11 protein-coding genes and 1 riboswitch are annotated in these 19,574 nt (G+C 46.8%); of the genes, 10 read left to right on the forward strand and 1 reads right to left on the reverse strand.

What is annotated here, in order from left to right; all coding sequences use genetic code 11:
• The first annotated feature begins 51 nt into the window (after positions 1-51).
• From DWW90_RS04815 to DWW90_RS04825, 3 genes are all read left to right on the forward strand, one after another.
• The gene (locus DWW90_RS04815; protein WP_233547646.1) at positions 52-1,125 is read left to right on the forward strand and encodes a lactonase family protein; all 1,074 of its coding nucleotides are present in this window, start codon (positions 52-54) and stop codon (positions 1,123-1,125) included.
• 3 nt (positions 1,126-1,128) lie between these two features.
• Positions 1,129-1,953 carry an N-acetylmuramic acid 6-phosphate etherase gene (gene murQ / locus DWW90_RS04820; RefSeq protein WP_122344200.1) on the forward strand — a complete coding sequence of 275 codons (825 nt, stop codon included), beginning with the start codon at positions 1,129-1,131 and terminating at the stop codon, positions 1,951-1,953.
• Positions 1,954-2,041: 88 nt separating this feature from the next.
• A complete protein-coding gene (locus DWW90_RS04825) occupies positions 2,042-3,262 on the forward strand; it encodes an alkaline phosphatase family protein (protein ID WP_122344201.1) in 1,221 nt (406 codons plus the stop codon).
• 606 nt (positions 3,263-3,868) lie between these two features.
• Here DWW90_RS04825 and DWW90_RS04835 read toward each other — a convergent pair.
• Entirely contained in the window at positions 3,869-5,464 is a 1,596-nt protein-coding gene (locus DWW90_RS04835; protein WP_122344282.1) for a DUF6377 domain-containing protein, read from the reverse strand.
• 322 nt (positions 5,465-5,786) lie between these two features.
• Between DWW90_RS04835 and DWW90_RS04840 the strand changes: the two genes are divergently transcribed.
• The 7 genes from DWW90_RS04840 to priA all read left to right on the forward strand — a co-directional run bounded on the left by DWW90_RS04840 (position 5,787) and on the right by priA (position 19,539).
• Complete coding sequence (locus tag DWW90_RS04840; protein WP_122344203.1) at positions 5,787-8,003, forward strand: glycoside hydrolase family 97 protein; 2,217 nt, start codon at positions 5,787-5,789, stop codon at positions 8,001-8,003.
• A 186-nt stretch (positions 8,004-8,189) separates the two neighbouring features.
• On the forward strand, positions 8,190-11,126 hold the full coding sequence (locus DWW90_RS04845; RefSeq protein ID WP_233547650.1) for a TonB-dependent receptor: 2,937 nt from the start codon (positions 8,190-8,192) through the stop codon (positions 11,124-11,126).
• Positions 11,127-11,139: 13 nt separating this feature from the next.
• Positions 11,140-12,756: a RagB/SusD family nutrient uptake outer membrane protein gene (locus DWW90_RS04850; RefSeq protein ID WP_122344205.1), complete on the forward strand. Its 1,617-nt coding sequence runs from the start codon at positions 11,140-11,142 to the stop codon at positions 12,754-12,756.
• 39 nt (positions 12,757-12,795) lie between these two features.
• On the forward strand, positions 12,796-14,235 hold the full coding sequence (locus tag DWW90_RS04855) for a SusF/SusE family outer membrane protein (RefSeq protein ID WP_122344206.1): 1,440 nt from the start codon (positions 12,796-12,798) through the stop codon (positions 14,233-14,235).
• A 133-nt stretch (positions 14,236-14,368) separates the two neighbouring features.
• Positions 14,369-14,566, forward strand: a riboswitch (cobalamin riboswitch).
• A 262-nt stretch (positions 14,567-14,828) separates the two neighbouring features.
• Positions 14,829-16,388 (forward strand): ATP-binding protein, encoded by a 1,560-nt coding sequence (locus DWW90_RS04860; protein WP_122344207.1) that lies wholly within the window; start codon positions 14,829-14,831, stop codon positions 16,386-16,388.
• 89 nt (positions 16,389-16,477) lie between these two features.
• Positions 16,478-17,065: a porin family protein gene (locus DWW90_RS04865; protein ID WP_115497829.1), complete on the forward strand. Its 588-nt coding sequence runs from the start codon at positions 16,478-16,480 to the stop codon at positions 17,063-17,065.
• Positions 17,062-19,539: a primosomal protein N' gene (gene priA / locus DWW90_RS04870; RefSeq protein WP_122344283.1), complete on the forward strand. Its 2,478-nt coding sequence runs from the start codon at positions 17,062-17,064 to the stop codon at positions 19,537-19,539. Before DWW90_RS04865 ends, priA begins: the two co-directional genes overlap by 4 nt.
• The last annotated feature ends 35 nt before the right edge of the window (positions 19,540-19,574 follow it).

A 19,574-nucleotide genomic window follows, 5' to 3' on the forward strand; every position in this document is an offset into this window, starting at 1 on the left:
TAAATAATAGATATGTCGAAGTTCAAGTATTTTTTAATTGGATTATTAAGTATGGCATTTACAGCATGTGCGCAAAAGGAGAGTGAATTGTATTTGTTTGTCGGCTCATATGCCGATGCGGCGGATACGGGTATCAGCTTGTATCGTTTTAATACGGATACGGGAGCGGCTACGTTGGTGAAAGAAGTTTCCGGTATTCAGGACCCTTCTTACCAGGCGATAAGCCGGGACGGGAAGTTTGTTTATTCGGTGAGCGAGACGGGAGAGAGCGATGCCAAAGTCTGTGCCTATTCTTTTGACAAGGACGCGGGGACGCTTACGCTGTTGAACGAGCAAAAGACCGAGGGAAGCGCTCCCTGTTATATCTGGGTGGACAGCCAGCGCCGCATGGCAGTTACGGCTAATTATAACGGAGGAAGTATCAGCGTATTCCCGATCTCGGCCGATGGCACGTTGCAGCCGGCCAAAGTCTATGCGTATGAAGGTGGAACGCCGGGTTCCGAGCGGCAGGCGGTTCCGCACCTGCATTGCGTCTATGCTTCCCCGGATGAGAAATACCTGTATGCAAACGATTTGGGAACGGACCGGATTTATAAGTACGAGCTTATTGCTTCCGGCAGCGGACTGAGCCTGAAGGAAGGGGAACCGGCATCCTTTAGTTTGCCGGCCGGAGAAGGTCCCCGTCACACGGTTTTCCATCCGAACGGAAAGCGGGCGTATCTGATCAGCGAACTTTCCGGGCGTGTAACGGTTCTCGATTATGATAACGGCAATTTTACACCTGTTCAGTTTATAGAAGCGGATACGTTGCACGTTTCCGGCAGTGCAGATATACACCTCACTCCGGACGGACGTTTCCTTTATGCCTCCAACCGTTTGAAGGGAGACGGCATTGCCATCTTCTCCATCGATCCGGCGGATGGGAAACTGACGAAAACCGGTTATCAACTGACGGGTATTCATCCGCGTAACTTCATTATTACGCCGAATGGCAAATACCTGTTGTGTGCCTGCCGTGACAGCAATGTAGTCCAGGTCTTTGAAATAGACCCGCAGACCGGGCTGTTGAAAGATACAGGGAAAGATATAAAGGTGGATAAACCCGTTTGTCTGAAGTCTAAATAAGATATGTCATTCATCAAGATAACAGAACAGGATTCCCTTTACAACGACCTGGAACAGAAGTCTGTCCGGGAGTTGCTCGAAGATATAAACGCCGAAGACCGGAAGGTTGCTTTGGCTGTCCGGGAAACAATCCCTGAAATAGAAGAGTTGGTTTTGCAGATCGTCCCCCGTATGAAACAAGGGGGGCGTATCTTCTATCTGGGAGCGGGGACGAGCGGCCGGTTAGGAGTTTTGGATGCATCCGAGATACCGCCGACGTTCGGAATGCCTCCTTCGGTGATTATCGGACTGATCGCCGGTGGTGACACTGCTCTCCGTAATCCGGTGGAGAATGCCGAAGACGATGAGGAACGCGGTTGGCAGGAATTGCAGGAACATCAGATTAATGCTCTGGATACCGTGATCGGCATTGCCGCTTCCGGCACGACGCCTTATGTCATCGGCGCCCTTCGCCGGGCACGCGAACATGGTATCCTGACAGCTTCCATCTCCAGCAATCCCGATTCGCCGATGGCTGCACAAGCCGACGTGGCGATCGAAATGATTGTCGGCCCGGAGTTTGTCACCGGCAGTTCTCGCATGAAATCCGGAACGGGACAGAAGATGATCCTGAATATGATCTCCACCTCCGTCATGATCCAGTTAGGCAGGATAAAAGGAAACCGGATGGTCAATATGCAGCTTACCAATCAAAAGCTCATCGACCGGGGAACCCGTATGGTGGCCGAAGAGTTGGGGCTTCCCTACAGCCAATCCCAGCATCTGCTCCTTATGTATGGTTCGGTTAAGGATGCCGTGGAGGCTTATCGTCATAAACGCTTAAAGTAAAAATGCTATTGGATCGGAGAGGAATTGACTTACTTGATAGAATAATGTTGTAAATAATTGAATTGATATTATGAAAAGGAGAGATTGCATGAGATGTTTTTATTATTTGTTACTGACGCTGCTATGTTGTGCAGGTTTGTCGGCAAAGACAAAGAAAGCTGTGTATATAATCATTGACGGGGTTCCGGCAGACCAAATCGAGAGGCTGCACCCTTCGGCTATTTTCGATATCGCTTCGAGGGGCGCCTATGGCCGGGCTTATACCGGAGGCGAGATAGGCGGATATTCCCAAACCGCTACGATTTCGGCAATCGGATATACCAATTTGTTGACATCGACTTGGTTTAACAAACACAATGTGGGTGGCAATTCCAATCTGAAACCCAATTATAACTATTGGACTATCTTCAGGATCGCAAAAGAACAGCCGGAGGACTATAAAACGGCTATTTATTCCAGTTGGACGGACAACCGTACCGTATTGATCGGGGAAGGCAAGAAGGAAACAAACAATCTTAAAATAGATTATGTGAAAGACGGTTACGACCTGGATACGGTCCGCTTTCCGAAAAAAGAAAAGGATTTGCATATCTTCGATATCGACGAGCAAATCTCGAAAGACGCAGCGGCCGGTATCCGCAAGGATGCCCCTGATTTGAGTTGGGTTTATTTGTGGTACACCGACGATGCGGGACATATTGCCGGCAACAGCGCCTTTTTCGATGAGTATGTCCGGAAGGCTGACAACCAGGTTGCCCGTGTTTGGGAAGCTGTCAAGTATCGGGAGGCCAATTTCGATGAAGAATGGATGATCGTCGTTACGACCGATCACGGACGTGGTGAGAATGGGCATGGACATGGAGGCCAGTTCTGGCGGGAACGTACGACCTGGATATCGACCAATGTTCCGGTAAACAGCCATTTCTCAAAAGGGGCGTTAGCTATTACGGATATTGCTCCTTCTATTTGCCGTTATATAGGGTTTGAAATCCCGCAGGCTGTTCGTTGGGAACAGGACGGCATTCCGTTTATCGGCAAAACCGATATTTATGATTTGCAAACCGTGCCTTATGACAATACGGTGGAGCTGTCCTGGAAATCTTATACAGAAAATGTTCCGGTCACAGTCTATGCTGCCACCGACAATAAATTCAAGGAAGGTGGAAAGGACGAATGGATTAAGCTTGCAGACCTTCCGGGGGGAGTGGATACATATACGGTCGATTTGCAAAACCTGCCGGCTTCCAAGTTCTATAAGTTTGTTGTACAAGCTCCCGGGAATCATTTGAATCGTTGGTTGTTTAAGTAGATTTTAAATATGTTAAAATGACAATAACCCCCTTCTCTGGTCGTTTTTCTATTTCGTCTGAAATTTTGATCGATTTTGGTTTGACTTTTTTCATTGGTTATCCTTTCTTGTCTGACAAAAGATGAGGTGAGGTGCGCAGCCCGTTCCGAAAGGCTTTCTTTTTGATTGCCGAAAAACGGAAACGCCGGCAAAGTGATAAAGCTTAACTCTCGGAGAATCGAATATTTGCGAACGGAGACGGACTGAGCTCCAAATATCCCAAGGAAATATTGGGGGCCTTGTCGCCATGACGACCGTCTTCATCGCTTTTGTGACCGTCTTCATAGGAATGGCGACCGTCTTCATAGGGTATGACGACCGTCCTCATGGCGATAAAGTACCGGGAAAATGAAATAAAGGTTGACTTCACGGCAGAAAACTCCCGAAAAAGGGGAAAGAGTCCCTTTTTGACGTCTGAAAAGTGGATTAACATTTATTCTGTTTCGGGCTTCTTTTGGGCTTAAAAAATGCGTTTTATACAATAAGCCCTGAAGTAGCAATTGGTGAAAACAGGTCGTGCATTGCTCTGTTAAAGATGCCGTGGATGCCTGCCACAGGTCCCGAGTTTTATAGATTGATCACGTTCTGTTCGAACTGTTCTTTGTTGCCGATTGCTTTATTCCGTATCTTACTCCGGTAGTTGTAAATGGTAGCTAAAGAATATCCTAAGAAATGGGCGATCCGGTTGCTGTCCGTTACTCCTAAGCGGATCAGTGCGAATATGCGCAGTTCCGTTGTCAGCAGTTCCCCTGATTTAGGGTAAATCCGTCCCTCTTCTATCAACAGGCTGTTGAACGAAGAAATAAAATGGGGGAACAGTTCCAGGAAAGACTTATCGAACTCATTGTAGAATGCTTTCCGTTCGTCACGGATAAACTGTTCGGATTTGATGGCTTTGAACAGGTCGTCTATGCGTGAGGCCATTGCCAGTTTAGCTAACGAATGGCGGTAAGCGTCCAATTGGTCCAGGTAAGCGACGCAGCGGTCCAGATAGCGGGCGATATATACTTCCTTAATTTTACCGGTCTGTTCCAGTTCCTTATTCACGGCTTGCAATTGCTTGTTGGTCTGGCTCAGATCCCGGCGCATGGCCGATAGCTTTTTCATCCACCGGTACAGATAGAAGATCGTTGCAATCAGGAAAAGAGACAGAAGGCTGATGCTTATTAGCAGTGTGCGCGATATCTGGCGTTCTCTTTTCTCCTTTAATTTGTAGGCTTTGTCGATAATCGGGAAGAACTGTGTGACCTCGATAAAACGTAGGCGGGCATTACATGAAACGGCATCTTCCATGGAGCAATTCAGATATTTGTAGGCGCGGTCTATCTCACCCTGTCGGTAGATGAGTTGTGCTAACTTTTGCAAGGAGGCATATTCTTTTGTTGCCGACTGCAAATCCAATATGGCTGTTTGTGCCAGGTAATAGATCTGCTTATCTGTATCGTGCATTGCGTCGTACACTTCAGACAGTGTATAGTAGATAAACGTTTTCTGGCGTATATCCGGTTCTTGTTCTAAAAGGCCGTATAGAATCACCAATGAGCTGTCTGGCTTACCGTCGACTATCCATTTTTCAGCCCGGACAATGTCCTGGTTTATTCCCGGTACAGGTGTTGCCAGGATGGAGTCGCGGTATGCGTTGGTCTTTTGCAGGTATTTCTGCCTTTCGTCATCATGTGTCGTATAATCGGTCAACCAGCCATAATAGGCTCGGAACGTACCGTAATAATAATTCAAGGTCTTTTGATCCAGCTCTTTAGGGTTGATCTGCTCTAACTTTTCGAGTGCTTCGTTATACATTCCCATGACTCCCATGACTTCCGCCTGGTTGATAATGAGTTCATTTTTTAATTCGGGATGATTCAGCGAAGGGAGTAAATTGATCTTGCTGTTTATATAATATAAGGAAGAATCGGCCTGATAATGCAGGTAGAGGTGGTATAGCGAACCGTACAGGTTATATTTCTCTTCATCGTCTTTTGATTGGTATAACTGTTGTTTCAGGTCGTTGATTTCTTTTTCTTTTTTAATATGGAAGGTCTGTTTTCTGGCTATTATTCCGTCCAACTCTTCCAGGACAATCTCGTTTGTTGTCTTTTCGGCGAACAGGCAAAGCGGACAGGCGAATAGTAATAATATAAGGTAACAGGTAATATTTTTCATTATCATCATTGACTTTGTTTTTCACAAATATATAAATATTAAGTATCCGAGGTGCAGAAAACGGTAAGAAATATTTATTAAAGGCTGTAGAAAAGGTGTGGATATGATTCTGGTAGTTCACAAAGACTTATATTTTTAAAAAAGATGTTTAAGAGTAATTGTTTGTAGAATAGTGTGTTAGTTTAAATATAGACTGAAAATCATTTATATTTTTGTTCTTGTCTCATTTAGCGGGTTTCAATACCGTTACATTTGCCATATCCGAAATGAAAAAAACTCTCGGACCATATCGTTGGCATATAATTTAATACCATTTTATAATATGAAAAGAAAAAAGAATCTTTCACTCGTCTTTTTACTCTGCATTTCATTTATCGGAAATGCGCAGCAAAAACTTACCTCGCCGGATGGTAATCTGGAAATGACATTTCGTTTGAATCAGGAAGGCGCTCCTGTTTATGAATTAACTTATAAACAGAAAGAGGTCATCAAACCCAGTACGTTGGGACTGGAACTGAAAAAAGAGGATGCGGATGCAGCTGTCGACTTCGAGTTCAAGCAGCGTAAAGACGTTACGACATTAGACAAAAAGACAAATCTTTATAATGGCTTCGAAATCGGAGAGGTCAAGACATCTACATTCGATGAAATCTGGAAGCCGGTTTGGGGAGAAGAAAAGGAAATCCGGGATCATTATAATGAATTGGCGGTGACGCTGAATCAGCCCGCAAACGACAGACATATTGTGATCCGGTTCCGTCTTTTCAATGACGGATTGGGCTTCCGCTATGAGTTTCCGCAACAGAAGGAGTTGAACTATTTCGTTATCAAAGAAGAACATTCGCAATTCGGTATGGCAGGTGACCATACGGCATTTTGGATTCCCGGGGATTATGATACGCAAGAATACGATTACACGACTTCCCGTTTATCTGAAATCAGAGGATTGATGAAGAAGGCTATCACTCCTAATTCTTCGCAGACACCGTTTTCACCGACAGGCGTGCAGACCGCTTTGATGATGAAGACCGACGATGGCCTGTATATCAATTTGCATGAAGCCGCTCTGGTCGATTATGCGTGTATGCATCTGAACCTGGATGACAAGAACATGGTGTTCGAATCCTGGCTCACCCCTGATGCAAGAGGCGATAAAGGCTATCTGCAAACTCCTTGCAACTCACCCTGGCGTACGGTTATTGTGAGTGACGATGCCCGTGATATTTTGGCATCCCGCATTACGCTTAACCTGAATGAACCTTGTAAATTAGAGGATGTTTCCTGGATCAAACCGGTTAAATACATCGGTGTATGGTGGGATATGATTACCAATAAGGGAACTTGGGCTTATACGGACGAACTTTCAAGTGTGAAGTTGGGAGTGACGGACTATTCCAAGACAAAGCCGAATGGCAGGCATTCCGCTAATACGGCAAATGTAAAACGATATATCGATTTTGCCGCTCAGAATGGTTTTGACCAGGTTCTGGTTGAAGGATGGAATGAAGGCTGGGAAGACTGGTTCGGGAAAAGTAAGGATTATGTCTTTGACTTTGTGACTCCTTATCCCGATTTCAACGTGAAAGAACTTCAAAGTTATGCTGCCGGTAAAGGTGTGAGATTGATGATGCACCACGAAACATCCGCTTCCGTCCGTAATTACGAACGTCATATGGATAAAGCTTACCAGTTCATGGTCGACAATGGATATAACTCGGTTAAGAGCGGCTATGTCGGCGATATTATCCCGCGCGGGGAATACCATTACGGGCAATGGATGAACAACCACTATTTATTTGCCGTCAAGAAAGCGGCCGGTTATAAGATTATGGTAAATGCACACGAAGCGGTTCGTCCTACCGGGCTTTGCCGTACCTATCCGAACCTGATCGGCAATGAATCTGCACGCGGAACAGAGTATGAATCGTTTGGCGGCAACAATGTGGACCATACGACTATCCTGCCTTTTACCCGTCTGGTCGGTGGACCGATGGATTATACGCCGGGCATCTTTGAAACGCATTGCAATAAGATGAATCCGAATAATAATTCCCAGGTCCGTTCCACTCTGGTGCGCCAGTTGGCATTGTATGTCACGATGTACAGCCCTCTGCAGATGGCTGCCGATATTCCTGAAAATTATGAACGTTTTATGGATGCCTTCCAGTTTATTAAGGATGTCGCCGTCGATTGGGACGAAAGCCTGTATCTGGAAGCTGAACCGGGAGACTACATCACGATTGCCCGTCGGGCCAAAGGTACGAATGACTGGTTTATCGGTTGTACGGCTGATGAAAACGGACATACTTCCAAATTGACATTTGATTTCCTGCAACCGGGAAAACAATATATTGCAACGGTGTATGCCGATGCCAAAGATGCCGACTGGAAGAATAATCCGCAGGCCTATACGATAAGCAAAGGCGTACTGACCAATAAAAGCAAACTGACTTTGCGGGCAGCAAGCGGAGGGGGTTACGCCATCAGTATCAAAGAAGTAAAAGATAAATCAGAGGCAAAAGGATTGAAAAGGTTATAATAGCTTCAATAGGTTGAAGACAAATAGGTTTTAATAGGTATTTCTCTAATTTGCAACAAAATAAACATAAGTAATAACAATCTTAAATTCTCTAATGCATGAAACAAAAAATTTACTCTTGCAGTGCAAGAGTAAGCCTATTAATATTAATAGGCTTACTCTTGCAGTGCAAGAGTAAGCCTATTAATATTAATAGGCTTACTGTGTAACTTTAGCATTTTTGCGCAAGACATTACAGTCAGAGGTAATGTAAAAGATGTGACCGGCGAGCCGATTATCGGTGCCAGTGTTCTTCAGGTTGGTACGACAAACGGGATCATTACCGATGTAGACGGTAATTTCTCTTTAACCGTACCCGGAAACTCTTCGATCAATATTTCGTATATCGGCTATATCCCTCAGACCATAGCTGTTAATGGACAGACTTCTTTTAATATCATCCTGAAAGAGGATGTGGAAGCGCTGGACGAAGTGGTTGTTGTCGGTTACGCTACGGGAAGTAAGCGGACAATCTCCGGTGCCGTTGAAAAGATTAAGAAAGAAGACATGAATGTCGGAGTCGTAACGAACCCGCTCGAGTCGATAAAGGGAAAAGTGGCCGGTGTGGTCATCAACAAACAGGGAGGCGACCCGGCTTCCACTCCCTCTATCCGTGTGCGTGGTACGACTTCATTATCCGGCGGTAACGATCCGTTGGTTGTGATAGACGGTGTTTTTGGTGACTTAGGCTTGCTGAATGCACTTTCTCCTTCCGACATCGAGACCTTTACGATTTTGAAGGATGCTTCCGAAACTGCCCAGTATGGTTCACGTGGTGCCAGCGGTGTAATTGTCGTTACTACGACGAAAGGGAAGGCGGGAGCCGTCAGCCTGAACTATGACGGGACATTCGGCGTGGAAAGCGTCTATAAGAACATCGATATGCTGAATGCCGCACAATACCGGTCGGCCGTAGAGGCCGGTGGGTATGTCAATGCCCTTGACGGCGGTGCGAGTACGAATTTCATGAAGGAGATGCAACGTACCGGTTTCACGCAGAACCATCGCGTCTCTTTCGGTGCCGGAAACGAGCAATCCAATTACCGCGCTTCGATCGGCGTGATTGCACAGGACGGTATTATTGACGGTAGCGATATGCGCAATTATACCGCTAAGTTGGATGCGAACCAGCGGATGTTCGACGATCGTCTGAAAATAGAATTCGGCATGTTCGGTTCCAAGAAGGTGAATAACTATGTGAATGATCACCAGAAAACATTCTATTCCGCCGCTTCTTTCAATCCGACTCTGCCTGCTACCCAAAATGCAGACGGAACGTGGCCGGAAGATCCGAATGCAAACGAAATAGACAACCCGTTAGGACGTCTGACCATACAGGATAAGGAAGACAATGCCTACCTGAATGCACACGGTAAGCTCTCGTTCAACTTTACCCCTGATCTGATGTTGAGCGTATTCGGCTCTTATACCTATAATGAGAAGATCAACTCGACCTACATTCCGAATAATATCAAAGCCGGTATCCGTGAAGGTAGCGGTAAGGCCAGCAAGACGCAGAAGAACAGCGATGTACTGATGGGAAATATCACGTTGTCCTATAAGAAAGACTTCGGAAAGAATCATGTTGATGTTTTAGGGTTGATGGAAGGGCAGAGCTATAAGTTCAACGGTTTCGGTGCTGACGCACGCGGCTTCGGTACGAACTATTTCGGATATGACAACCTGAAAGCAGGAGCAAATGTGAAGTATGGCGACGTTACTTCTTATGCCAACTCTTACAATATCTCTTCTTTCATGGCCCGTCTTAACTATATGTTTGACGACCGTTATATCGCAACGGTCAACCTGCGTACCGATGGTTCTTCCAAATTAGGTGAAAACAATAAGTGGGGCTTCTTCCCTTCCGCTTCTGCGGCATGGGTAATCAGTAACGAAGCATTCCTGAAGGATATCGAACAGATTACGAACATCAAAATCAGAGCCGGCTACGGTCTGACCGGTAACCAGGATGCCATATCTCCTTACAACTCATTGTCCCTGATGCAACCTACGGGTATCACGACTGTCAACGGTCAGCAGACTGTTACTTACGGGTATGCCCGTAACGCAAACCCGGACTTGAAATGGGAAACCAAGAAGATGTTCGACGTAGGTGTTGACTTCAGCCTGTTGGAAAGCCGGATTTCCGGTTCTGTCGATTATTACAATTCCAGAACGACAGATCTGTTGTACGAATATGCCGTTCCGGTTCCTCCGTTCCTCTACAACAAGCTCTTGGCAAACTTAGGGGAAATGCAGAACAATGGTGTGGAAATCGCTTTGAGCGGCACACCGGTACAGACAAAGGATTTCGACCTGAAGATCAGTGCCAATGTCTCTTATCAGAAGAATGAACTGAAATCATTGAGCGGAACTTATATGGGCCAGGAATTGTCTACTTCCGAATATATGCGTTTGGGTAGCATCAACGGCGCCGGTTTTATCGGTGGTAATACGGGAGTTATCTACCAGATGGTAGGACAGCCTGTAGGTGTATTCTATCTGCCTCATTCAAGAGGTCTGGTGAACGACGGTTTGGGTAGCTACACGTACCAGGTTGAAGACCTCGACAAGAACGGTACTGTCGATATCAATGACGGCAACGACCGCTACGTGGCAGGACAGGCAACTCCAAAAGTATTCATGGGTGCCAATATCAGCATGCGTTATAAACGCTTTGACTTGCAGGTACAGATGAGCGGAGCGTTCGGACATAAGATCTATAACGGAACCTCTCTGACTTATATGAACATGAATACCTTCCCGACATATAACGTTTTGCCGGATGCTCCTTCCATGAACATCAAGGATAATACGGTCACTGACTATTGGCTGGAAAAAGGTGATTATGTGAATATCGATTACATCACATTGGGCTATAACTTCAATGTAAAGAAGATCGACAAAGTCATTAAGAACATACGGTTGACGGCCTCTGTCAATAACGTGCATACATTCACGAACTATTCAGGTTTGTCGCCGATGATCAACAATACCGTTGTCGGTAGTGATATGGGTGTCGATGACAAACGCTTCTATCCGTTGACGCGGACCTATTCTCTCGGATTAAATATAACCTTCTAATTAGCATAAAAACATGAAAAAGAATATAATATATAGCTGCTTGCTTGCAGCCGCCACATTCGCTCTTCCTTCCTGTAGCTCTTTCCTGGAAGAAAACCCGAAAGACCAGATGCCGGAAGAAGAGGCTTACAAAAGCCCGGAATTGATTTACCTCAATACAGTTGCCAATCTTTATACCCAGATCGGTGCGACCGGCGGAGGGGAAGGACTGGCCGGGACAGACCGTGGTTTGTACGACATCCAGACATTTACGAACGACGAAGCCTTGCTTCCGACTCGTGGTGGTGACTGGGAAGACGGGAAATTATGGCAACGGTTGTATCTGCATACTTGGGATAAGTCCGAAGCTCCTTTCAAAAGCGTCTGGGATTATCTTTATAAGGTGATCGGTTTGAGCAATCAGTCTATCGACAAATTGAACAGTCTGATGGAAGCGGATCCCGAGAATATATATCTTCCCGTTTACAAAGCGGAAGTACAGGCGATCCGTGCACTCTACTACTACCAGTTGCTGGATTGCTTCGGCCGTGTACCTCTGGTCGAAAAGTCGGATGTACAGATTTCGGATGTCAAACAATCCGAAAGAAGCGAAGTGTACAATTTTGTCCGGAAGGAATTACAGGAGGCTTTGCCTTATCTGAATACGGCAAATAGTACGAAAGAAGGAGAGTATTACGGTCGTATGACACGTCCGGTGGCTTTCTTCCTATTGGCTAAGTTAGCCTTGAATGCGCAGGTCTATTCGGATGATGACTGGACGGACAACGGCGGTGCTCCTAACGGAAGTACGGATTTTGAAATGAACGGCCAGAAGGTTCTTTGCTGGGATGCTGCAATCGCTTATTGTGATTCTATTTCCAACTTGGGATATCAGCTTTCTTCCACTTACTCATCCAACTTTAGTGTTGGTAATGAGAAGTCTGTAGAAAATATTTTTACAATCCCGATGGATCCGGCTAAGTATAGTGCCCAATTCTATTACATCATTCGTACTGTCCATTATGCACACGGTAAAGCTTATTCGATCGACGGCTGGAACGGAGCTTCTGCTTCTAAGGAATTATTAGCCTCTTTCAGAAAAAGCAAGAATGATCCCCGCCTGGAATTGTGTTTCTATACAGGCAAAGTAACCGGACCGGACGGAGCTCCGATCATGGATGGTGATAACGAACTGGAATATAAGCCGGATGCCGTAGCCGTCGATGTTTCGGGTATAGCCGATGAAAAAACGGCCGGTGCACGCTGGAAAAAGTATGAGATCGATCCCGCCTCCCAGTCGGCAGGCAAATTGCAAAGTGTCGATTTCGTATTATACAGGTATGCCGATGTCCTGTTGATGAAGGCTGAGGCTAAAATGCGTAAAGGGGAAAGCGGTGACAATGAAATCAATGAAGTACGCGGACGTGTAGGTGCCGATGCACTTTCCAAAGCGACTCTCAACGACCTGTTGGACGAACGTGCCCGCGAGCTTTCCTGGGAAGGTGTACGCCGCCAGGATCTTGTCAGGTTCGGCAAGTTCTGCGATGCGGTGGACGGCCGTCCGGCGACACAACCCTATTGCACCGTATTCCCTATTCCGCATGATGTAGTCTTGCTGAATAAAAACCTTTCACAGAATAAAGGATATTGATAAACTATTATAAACAGATTCATATAAAAGGACAATGATATGAAAAAGATATGCAACTATATATCCATGTTTATCCTCCTGTTGCTGGCGGTGACAAGTTGTAAGGATAACGATAACTGGACCATTATCGAAGAGGCGCAACCCGGTACGTATGTGGTCGGTAGTGCCACCATATTCAGCGGTGAGGCTTCTACGTCAGCCTTGAAGCCTGTCAAGCTGGATCTTGGTGACGGTCTGTCTGAAACGAAGCCGGAGATAATCGGTATTTATACCTGGTTGAAAGCCGGTGGTGAGTTTAATATCTCCGTATGTAAAGCGGTCGGAGAAGAGCCGGTGCATTATGGTAAAGGGGAAGTCGTCGAGGAAGTTCCCGATGTAATCTCCATCTGCAATCTGTCTGCCGGAGGTCCGGCTTTTACAGTCGCCTCCGACGGGTTGTATAATATAATCGTTAATACCAGTCTGAACCAGGTGTCGATCCTGCCGGTGAGCTGGGGGATTATCGGTGCCGCCACAGAAGGCGCATGGGATAAGGAGACTCCTTTCAACGCTCCGAAGTTCGATGCGACCAGTACGACAGTGGAATGGGAGATGTCGACGACACTGAATGCCGGTGAGTTCAAATTCCGTTATAGTGGTAACTGGGGGTATGAAATCCCATACGATGCGGCCAGCAAAGTGAAAATCTTCACCGATGTTACAGGAACGAAGGAAGGAACGGATAATGTCCTGACCGAAGGTTTTAGTAGCATGGAAACGGGAGGTGCCAACCTGGTTACGAATATCGGAGGACAATTCAGCGTGTATATGAAATATGATATCCGTGCCGGGCAGTTCAGCGCCCGTTATGTCCTGACCGGTGAGCCGGTCGTTCCGCCGGCTTATCCCGAAAATCTGTTTATTGTCGGGGATGCTTTCCAGGGATGGACGCCCGAAACAGATGCGGAAGAATGCATTCCGGTCAACGGAACGCCGAGTTCATTCTGGAAGATCGCCTATCTAAATCCCGGCGGCTTCAAGTTTACAGTTAAGTTAGGTTGGGGCGGTGACTTCGGTATTGCCGAAGAGAACGCCGATGCTATTGGGGAATATACCAAAGGCGGAAACAATATCAACGTGACGACTCCGGGCTATTATCTGATCTATGTCAATCTGGAAGACAATACCGTTTCCGTGACAGACGTGAATATCTATCTGTTTGGCGATGTCAACGGTGGTACGTGGGATTACGATGAGGCAAGCAAATTTACGGTTGATAATGCCGCCAAGAAAATCACATCTCCTGCATTTGCGGCTGATGGTGACTTGCGCATGTGTATCAAACATCCGGGTTTGCCTGATTGGTGGCGTGCCGAATTTAATATTTACGAAGGAAAGATCGAATATCGTGGCAATGGAGGCGACCAGCCTGCTGTGCCTGTCAAAGCCGGACAGAAAGCGATACTCGACTTCACCGATGGAACAGGCGTGATCCAGTAAAAGGTTTTCACCCCTGATCGTTAAAGAGAGTCTGATGTGCGGCCAACAACCGTATGTCAGACTCTTTTTTCGTTAGAAAAAGACGCGTTCAGCTTTTTTTAGGCGAAGATGAGATATTTATGGAAAATATCCCTATATTTGTCGCATGCATTGTTCCTGCTTCGCACTCTGCGGAAAAGGATTAAAAGGGAATCGGGTGCAAATCCCGGACAGTCCCGCTGCTGTAAGCTTCATAAACGGATTGGGCAATTCTTTTTGCCACTGACGAAAGTTGGGAAGGCGCTCATACCGGAAGCAAGTCAGAAGACCTGCAACGCATTTTTTTTCGACGGCTTCGAGGAAAGGCCGGAAGAGAACATCAGAGCATTTCCGCTTGCATATTCTTTACCCGTTCCCCGTAGCCTCTATTGTACTTGTTTTTAATTATTTTGCCATAATAATTAGGAAAAGAAGCATGGATCAGTCTGCGGGATGAGCTCCGCTATTGGTTCATGCTTTCCTTTTGCAGTTATTTTAATGATTTTGATTTGACTCGCATGAAAGTCGAAGGTTTTTCCGTAAATTTGTATTCATACTTTTAAAACAGCGGATATATGGAAACGACATTTATCAGGAAGTATCCCATCGGGATACAGAATTTCGAGAAGATCAGAAAAGAAGGCTACCTGTATGTTGATAAAACCGACCTGGTGTATCAATTGGTGAAGACAGGTAGCTACTACTTTCTGAGTCGTCCGCGTCGTTTCGGTAAAAGCCTGCTTATCTCCACGTTTGAAGCCTACTTCAAGGGAAAGAAAGAGCTATTTGAAGGGCTGGCTGTCGAAAAACTTGAAAAAGACTGGTTGACCTATCCGGTGTTGCATCTGGATTTGAACGCCAAGAAATATGTTTCTCCTGAGGATTTGACCGCTATACTCAATCAGCATCTGGAAAGGTGGGAGTTGTTGTATGGCGACGAGAAAAAGGACCGTAGCCCGGAAGAGCGCTTCTCGTACGTGATCGAGCGCGCTTCGGAGAAGACCGGTATGCGGGTGGTCATCCTGATAGACGAATACGACAAACCGATGCTACAGGCCATCGATAACGACGAATTGCAAAACGAATACCGCAACACCCTGAAAGCGTTCTATGGGGTGATGAAGAGCATGGACCGGTATATCCAGTTCGCTTTCCTCACCGGTGTGACCAAATTCGGCAAAGTGAGCGTGTTCAGCGATCTGAATAATCTGGATGATCTTTCGATGAGAAGACCTTATGTTTCCATTTGCGGTATTAGTGAAGATGAATTGCATCGTGATTTTGACGGTGACGTTCATGTATTGGCTTCTGCGCTCGATATGACATACGAAGAGACTTGCACGGAGTTGAAAACCAGTTTTGACGGTTATCACTTCGTCGAGAACTCTCCTGGTATCTACAATCCGTTCAGCCTGCTTAATACATTCAAATACCGGAAATTTGATAATTATTGGTTTGAAACCGGGACGCCCACCTATCTGGTGAAGTTATTGCAAAACACGAATTACGACCTCTATCGGATGGCGCATACCGAGACGGATGCCGATGTCTTGAACAGCATCGATGCCATCTCAAAGAACCCCATACCGGTTATCTATCAAAGCGGTTACCTGACGATCAAAGGATACGACAAGATATTCGGTCTCTACCGTTTAGGTTTCCCGAATAAGGAGGTGGAGGAAGGGTTCATTAAATATCTCCTGCCTTATTACACCCCGGTAAGTCCGGTCGATACAACTTTCGAGATCAAAAAGTTTGCTCGGGAAGTCTACGACGGCAATTACGATGCCTTTTTACGCCGCCTGCAAAGTTTCTTTGCCGACACACCTTACGAGTTGGTTCGCAACCTGGAACTGCATTATCAGAATGTACTCTTTATTGTCTTTAAGCTGCTGGGCTTCTATGTAAAAGCAGAATACCATACGTCGGAAGGCCGTATAGATCTGATCCTGCAAACCGATCGTTTCATCTACGTCATGGAGTTCAAACTCGACGGTACGGCCGAAGAAGCATTGCAACAAATCGATGACAAAGGTTACGCTCTTCCGTTCGCTTCCGACCCGCGTACGTTGTTCCGTATCGGCATCAATTTCAGCGCGCAGACACGCAATATCGAAAAGTGGTTGGTTGAATAATACTGAATAAACTGTTTGCAAGCGAGATTTGTTTATTACTGGAAAAGTGTGTTTATTTGTAATCGGTATTAATTAAATAAAGAAAGAGTATGAAAAAGATTGTAGGGTTTATGTTGCTGGCTGTGATGGCATTGGTTGCTGTGCCTGCGAAATCCCAGATTAAGTTCGGTATAAAGGGCGGTTTGAACATCTCGTCCGTGCATTTCAATGAAAAAATAGTCGGGAAAGACAATGTGACAGGCTTTAATATCGGTCCGATGATGGAAGTGATGGCTCCGGTGATGGGTGTCGGTTTTGATGCGGCTATCCTTTATTCGCAGAAGGGAATCGGGGCGAAGGGAGAAAAAGACCTTAAAAACGATTATATAGATGTACCGGTCAACTTGAAATGGAAGTTTGGTCTCCCGATTATAAAGGGATATCTGGCTGCCGGACCGTATGTGGGCTTCCGTGTGGGCGGTGATAAGTTTTGGGATATCCCAGGTTCGGTTGGAAACCAGTTAAAGGCGAAGAACTTTAATGCCGGTTTGAATCTGGGTGGCGGTGTGGAGCTGATCAAGCATTTGCAGGTCGGTTTCAATTATGCCCTGGGATTGACAGAAGATTATAGCGCATCCAAACTTGATTTGAACGGTAAGAACCGCGGATGGTCGATTACGGCGGCGATCTTGTTTTGAAATACGCAGATGTCATATTACCCCTGCCGTTAGAGAATAGCTATACTTATAGTATTCCGGCCGATTTGGAACAGGCGGTTATACCGGGTTGCCGGGTGATTGTCCATTTCGGAAAGAAGCGCTACTATACGGCTATCGTGATGGAGGTGCATGAGCGTAAGCCGGACAGCCAATACGAGACAAAGGAGATTTATGCCCTTTTAGATGCCACTCCCGTGCTTCGTCGGCCGCAACTTCGTTTCTGGAAATGGATTGCGTCTTATTATCTTTGTAAGTTAGGAGATGTTTATAAGGCCGCCTTGCCTTCCGGGTTGAAACTGGAAAGCGAGACGGCTGTCACTTATAATGAAGCCTTTGAAGCGGACGGGCCGTTGCGCCCGAACGAACAGGTGGTGCTGGATGCCTTTGCGGGAGTCTTGAAACTGACGGTGTCCGAACTGGAAAAGAAAACCGGGCTCCGTAATGTTGTGCCTGTTGTCGCCTCCTTGATGGCGAAAGGGGCAGTCGAAGTCAGCGAGGAACTGAAACGTGGTTTTGCGCCGAAGATGCAGACTTTCATCCGTCTTTCCGAAGCCTATAAGGATGTAGAGACGCATGGTCGTGCGTCTCTACAATCTGTGTTTGATGAGCTTAAGCGGGCGAAGAAACAGGAGCTGCTGTTGGTTTGTTTTCTGGATTTAAGCCATGCGCTTAATCCGGCTCTGACGCGGGAACTATCGAAAAAAGAGTTGCTCGAAAACAGCCATTGCTCACCGGCTACGTTGGACGGTTTGTTGAAGCGGGGCGTTTTGGAAAGCTACGAGAAGGAGGTAGGCCGCCTTCAGGTGCCGGTCTGCCGTTTGCAGACGCCCAGTCCGCTCAGTCCGGCACAGGAAAAGGCTTACGGGGAGATACACGATGTGTTCGGCACGAAAGATGTTTGCCTGCTGCATGGCGTGACATCCAGCGGAAAGACGGAGATTTATATCCGCCTGATAGACGAGGTACTGAAGATGGGCCGCCAGGTCTTATATTTGCTTCCCGAGATTGCCATTACTACGCAAATTACCGAACGGTTGGCTAAGTTGTTCGGCGATAAGTTGCTGGTCTATCATTCCAAGTTTTCCGATAACGAGCGGGTGGAAGTCTGGAACCGCCTGCTGCATACGGGTGGGCCGATGCTGGTCTTGGGTGTCCGTTCTTCGCTATTTCTGCCGTTTAAGGATTTGGGACTGATTGTTGTGGATGAGGAACACGAGAATACCTATAAGCAGCAAGATCCGGCTCCGCGCTACCATGCCCGCAATGCCGCGATTGTATTGGCCGGTATGCATGGGGCGAAGACACTTTTAGGGTCTGCCACCCCGTCTATCGATTCCTATTTTAATGCGACTACCGGCAAATATGGCTTGGTCGAGCTTACCACCCGCTATGGCGACTGTCTGATGCCGGAGATACTGCCGGTCGACATCAAGGAGCTGCGGCGTAAGAAAATTATGAAAGATACGCTTTTCTCTCCGATATTGGTCGAAAAGATCAATACGGCGTTGGAACGGGGAGAGCAGGCGATTTTGTTCCAGAACCGGCGTGGTTTTGCTCCGGTGATCGAGTGTAAGAGTTGTGGTTGGGTGCCCCATTGCGTAAACTGCGATGTCAGCCTGACGTACCATAAGTTCCGTAACGAACTGGTTTGCCATTATTGCGGGTATAAGATCCAGTTGCCCCGCCAGTGTCCGGAATGCCAAAGTCCGGAATTGCGGACGATGGGTTTCGGAACGGAAATGGTGGAAGAGGAGATAGACACGCTTTTCCCCGCAGCCAAAGTGGAACGCCTGGACTTCGACACGGCGCGTACCCGTACGGCTTATGAACGGATAATCGCCGATTTCGAGAAGGGAAAGACGCAGATACTGATCGGAACCCAGATGCTGTCGAAAGGATTGGATTTCGGAAATGTGAGTGTGGTCGGTATCCTGAATGCCGACAGCCTGATGAACTTCCCGGATTTTCGTGCCCATGAACGGGCTTTCCAGTTGATGGTGCAGGTCAGCGGACGTGCCGGCCGGCGGGATAAACGCGGAACAGTAATTTTGCAAACGTCCGGGCCGGATCATCCGTTGATCCGGATGGTGGAGCGTTTTGCTTATAAGGAGATGGTCCGCCTGCAATTGGGTGAGCGCAGTATGTTTCGCTATCCGCCTTATTACCGGCTGATCGTGATTGTGTTGCGTAGCCGCAATGACTCGATCTTGCAGGAATTGTCTGTTTTATATGCCGACAATTTGCGCCGTCGTTTGGGTGAACGCGTCTTGGGGCCGGTTACCCCGCCTATTACACGAGTGCAGACGCTTCATATCCGAAAGATCGTTTTGAAAATAGAAATAGCCGCCGCGATCGCTCCGGTTCGCGAGATTCTGGAAGCCGTGCATGCGGAGATGCAACGTTACCTGCCATTCAAGCAATTGATTGTGCATTACGACGTGGATCCGGCGTAGAGACGCACGGCCGTGCGTCTTATCTTAATAGATGA

Source organism: Parabacteroides sp. AF17-28, from assembly GCF_003479205.1.
Classification (GTDB): domain Bacteria; phylum Bacteroidota; class Bacteroidia; order Bacteroidales; family Tannerellaceae; genus Parabacteroides; species Parabacteroides acidifaciens.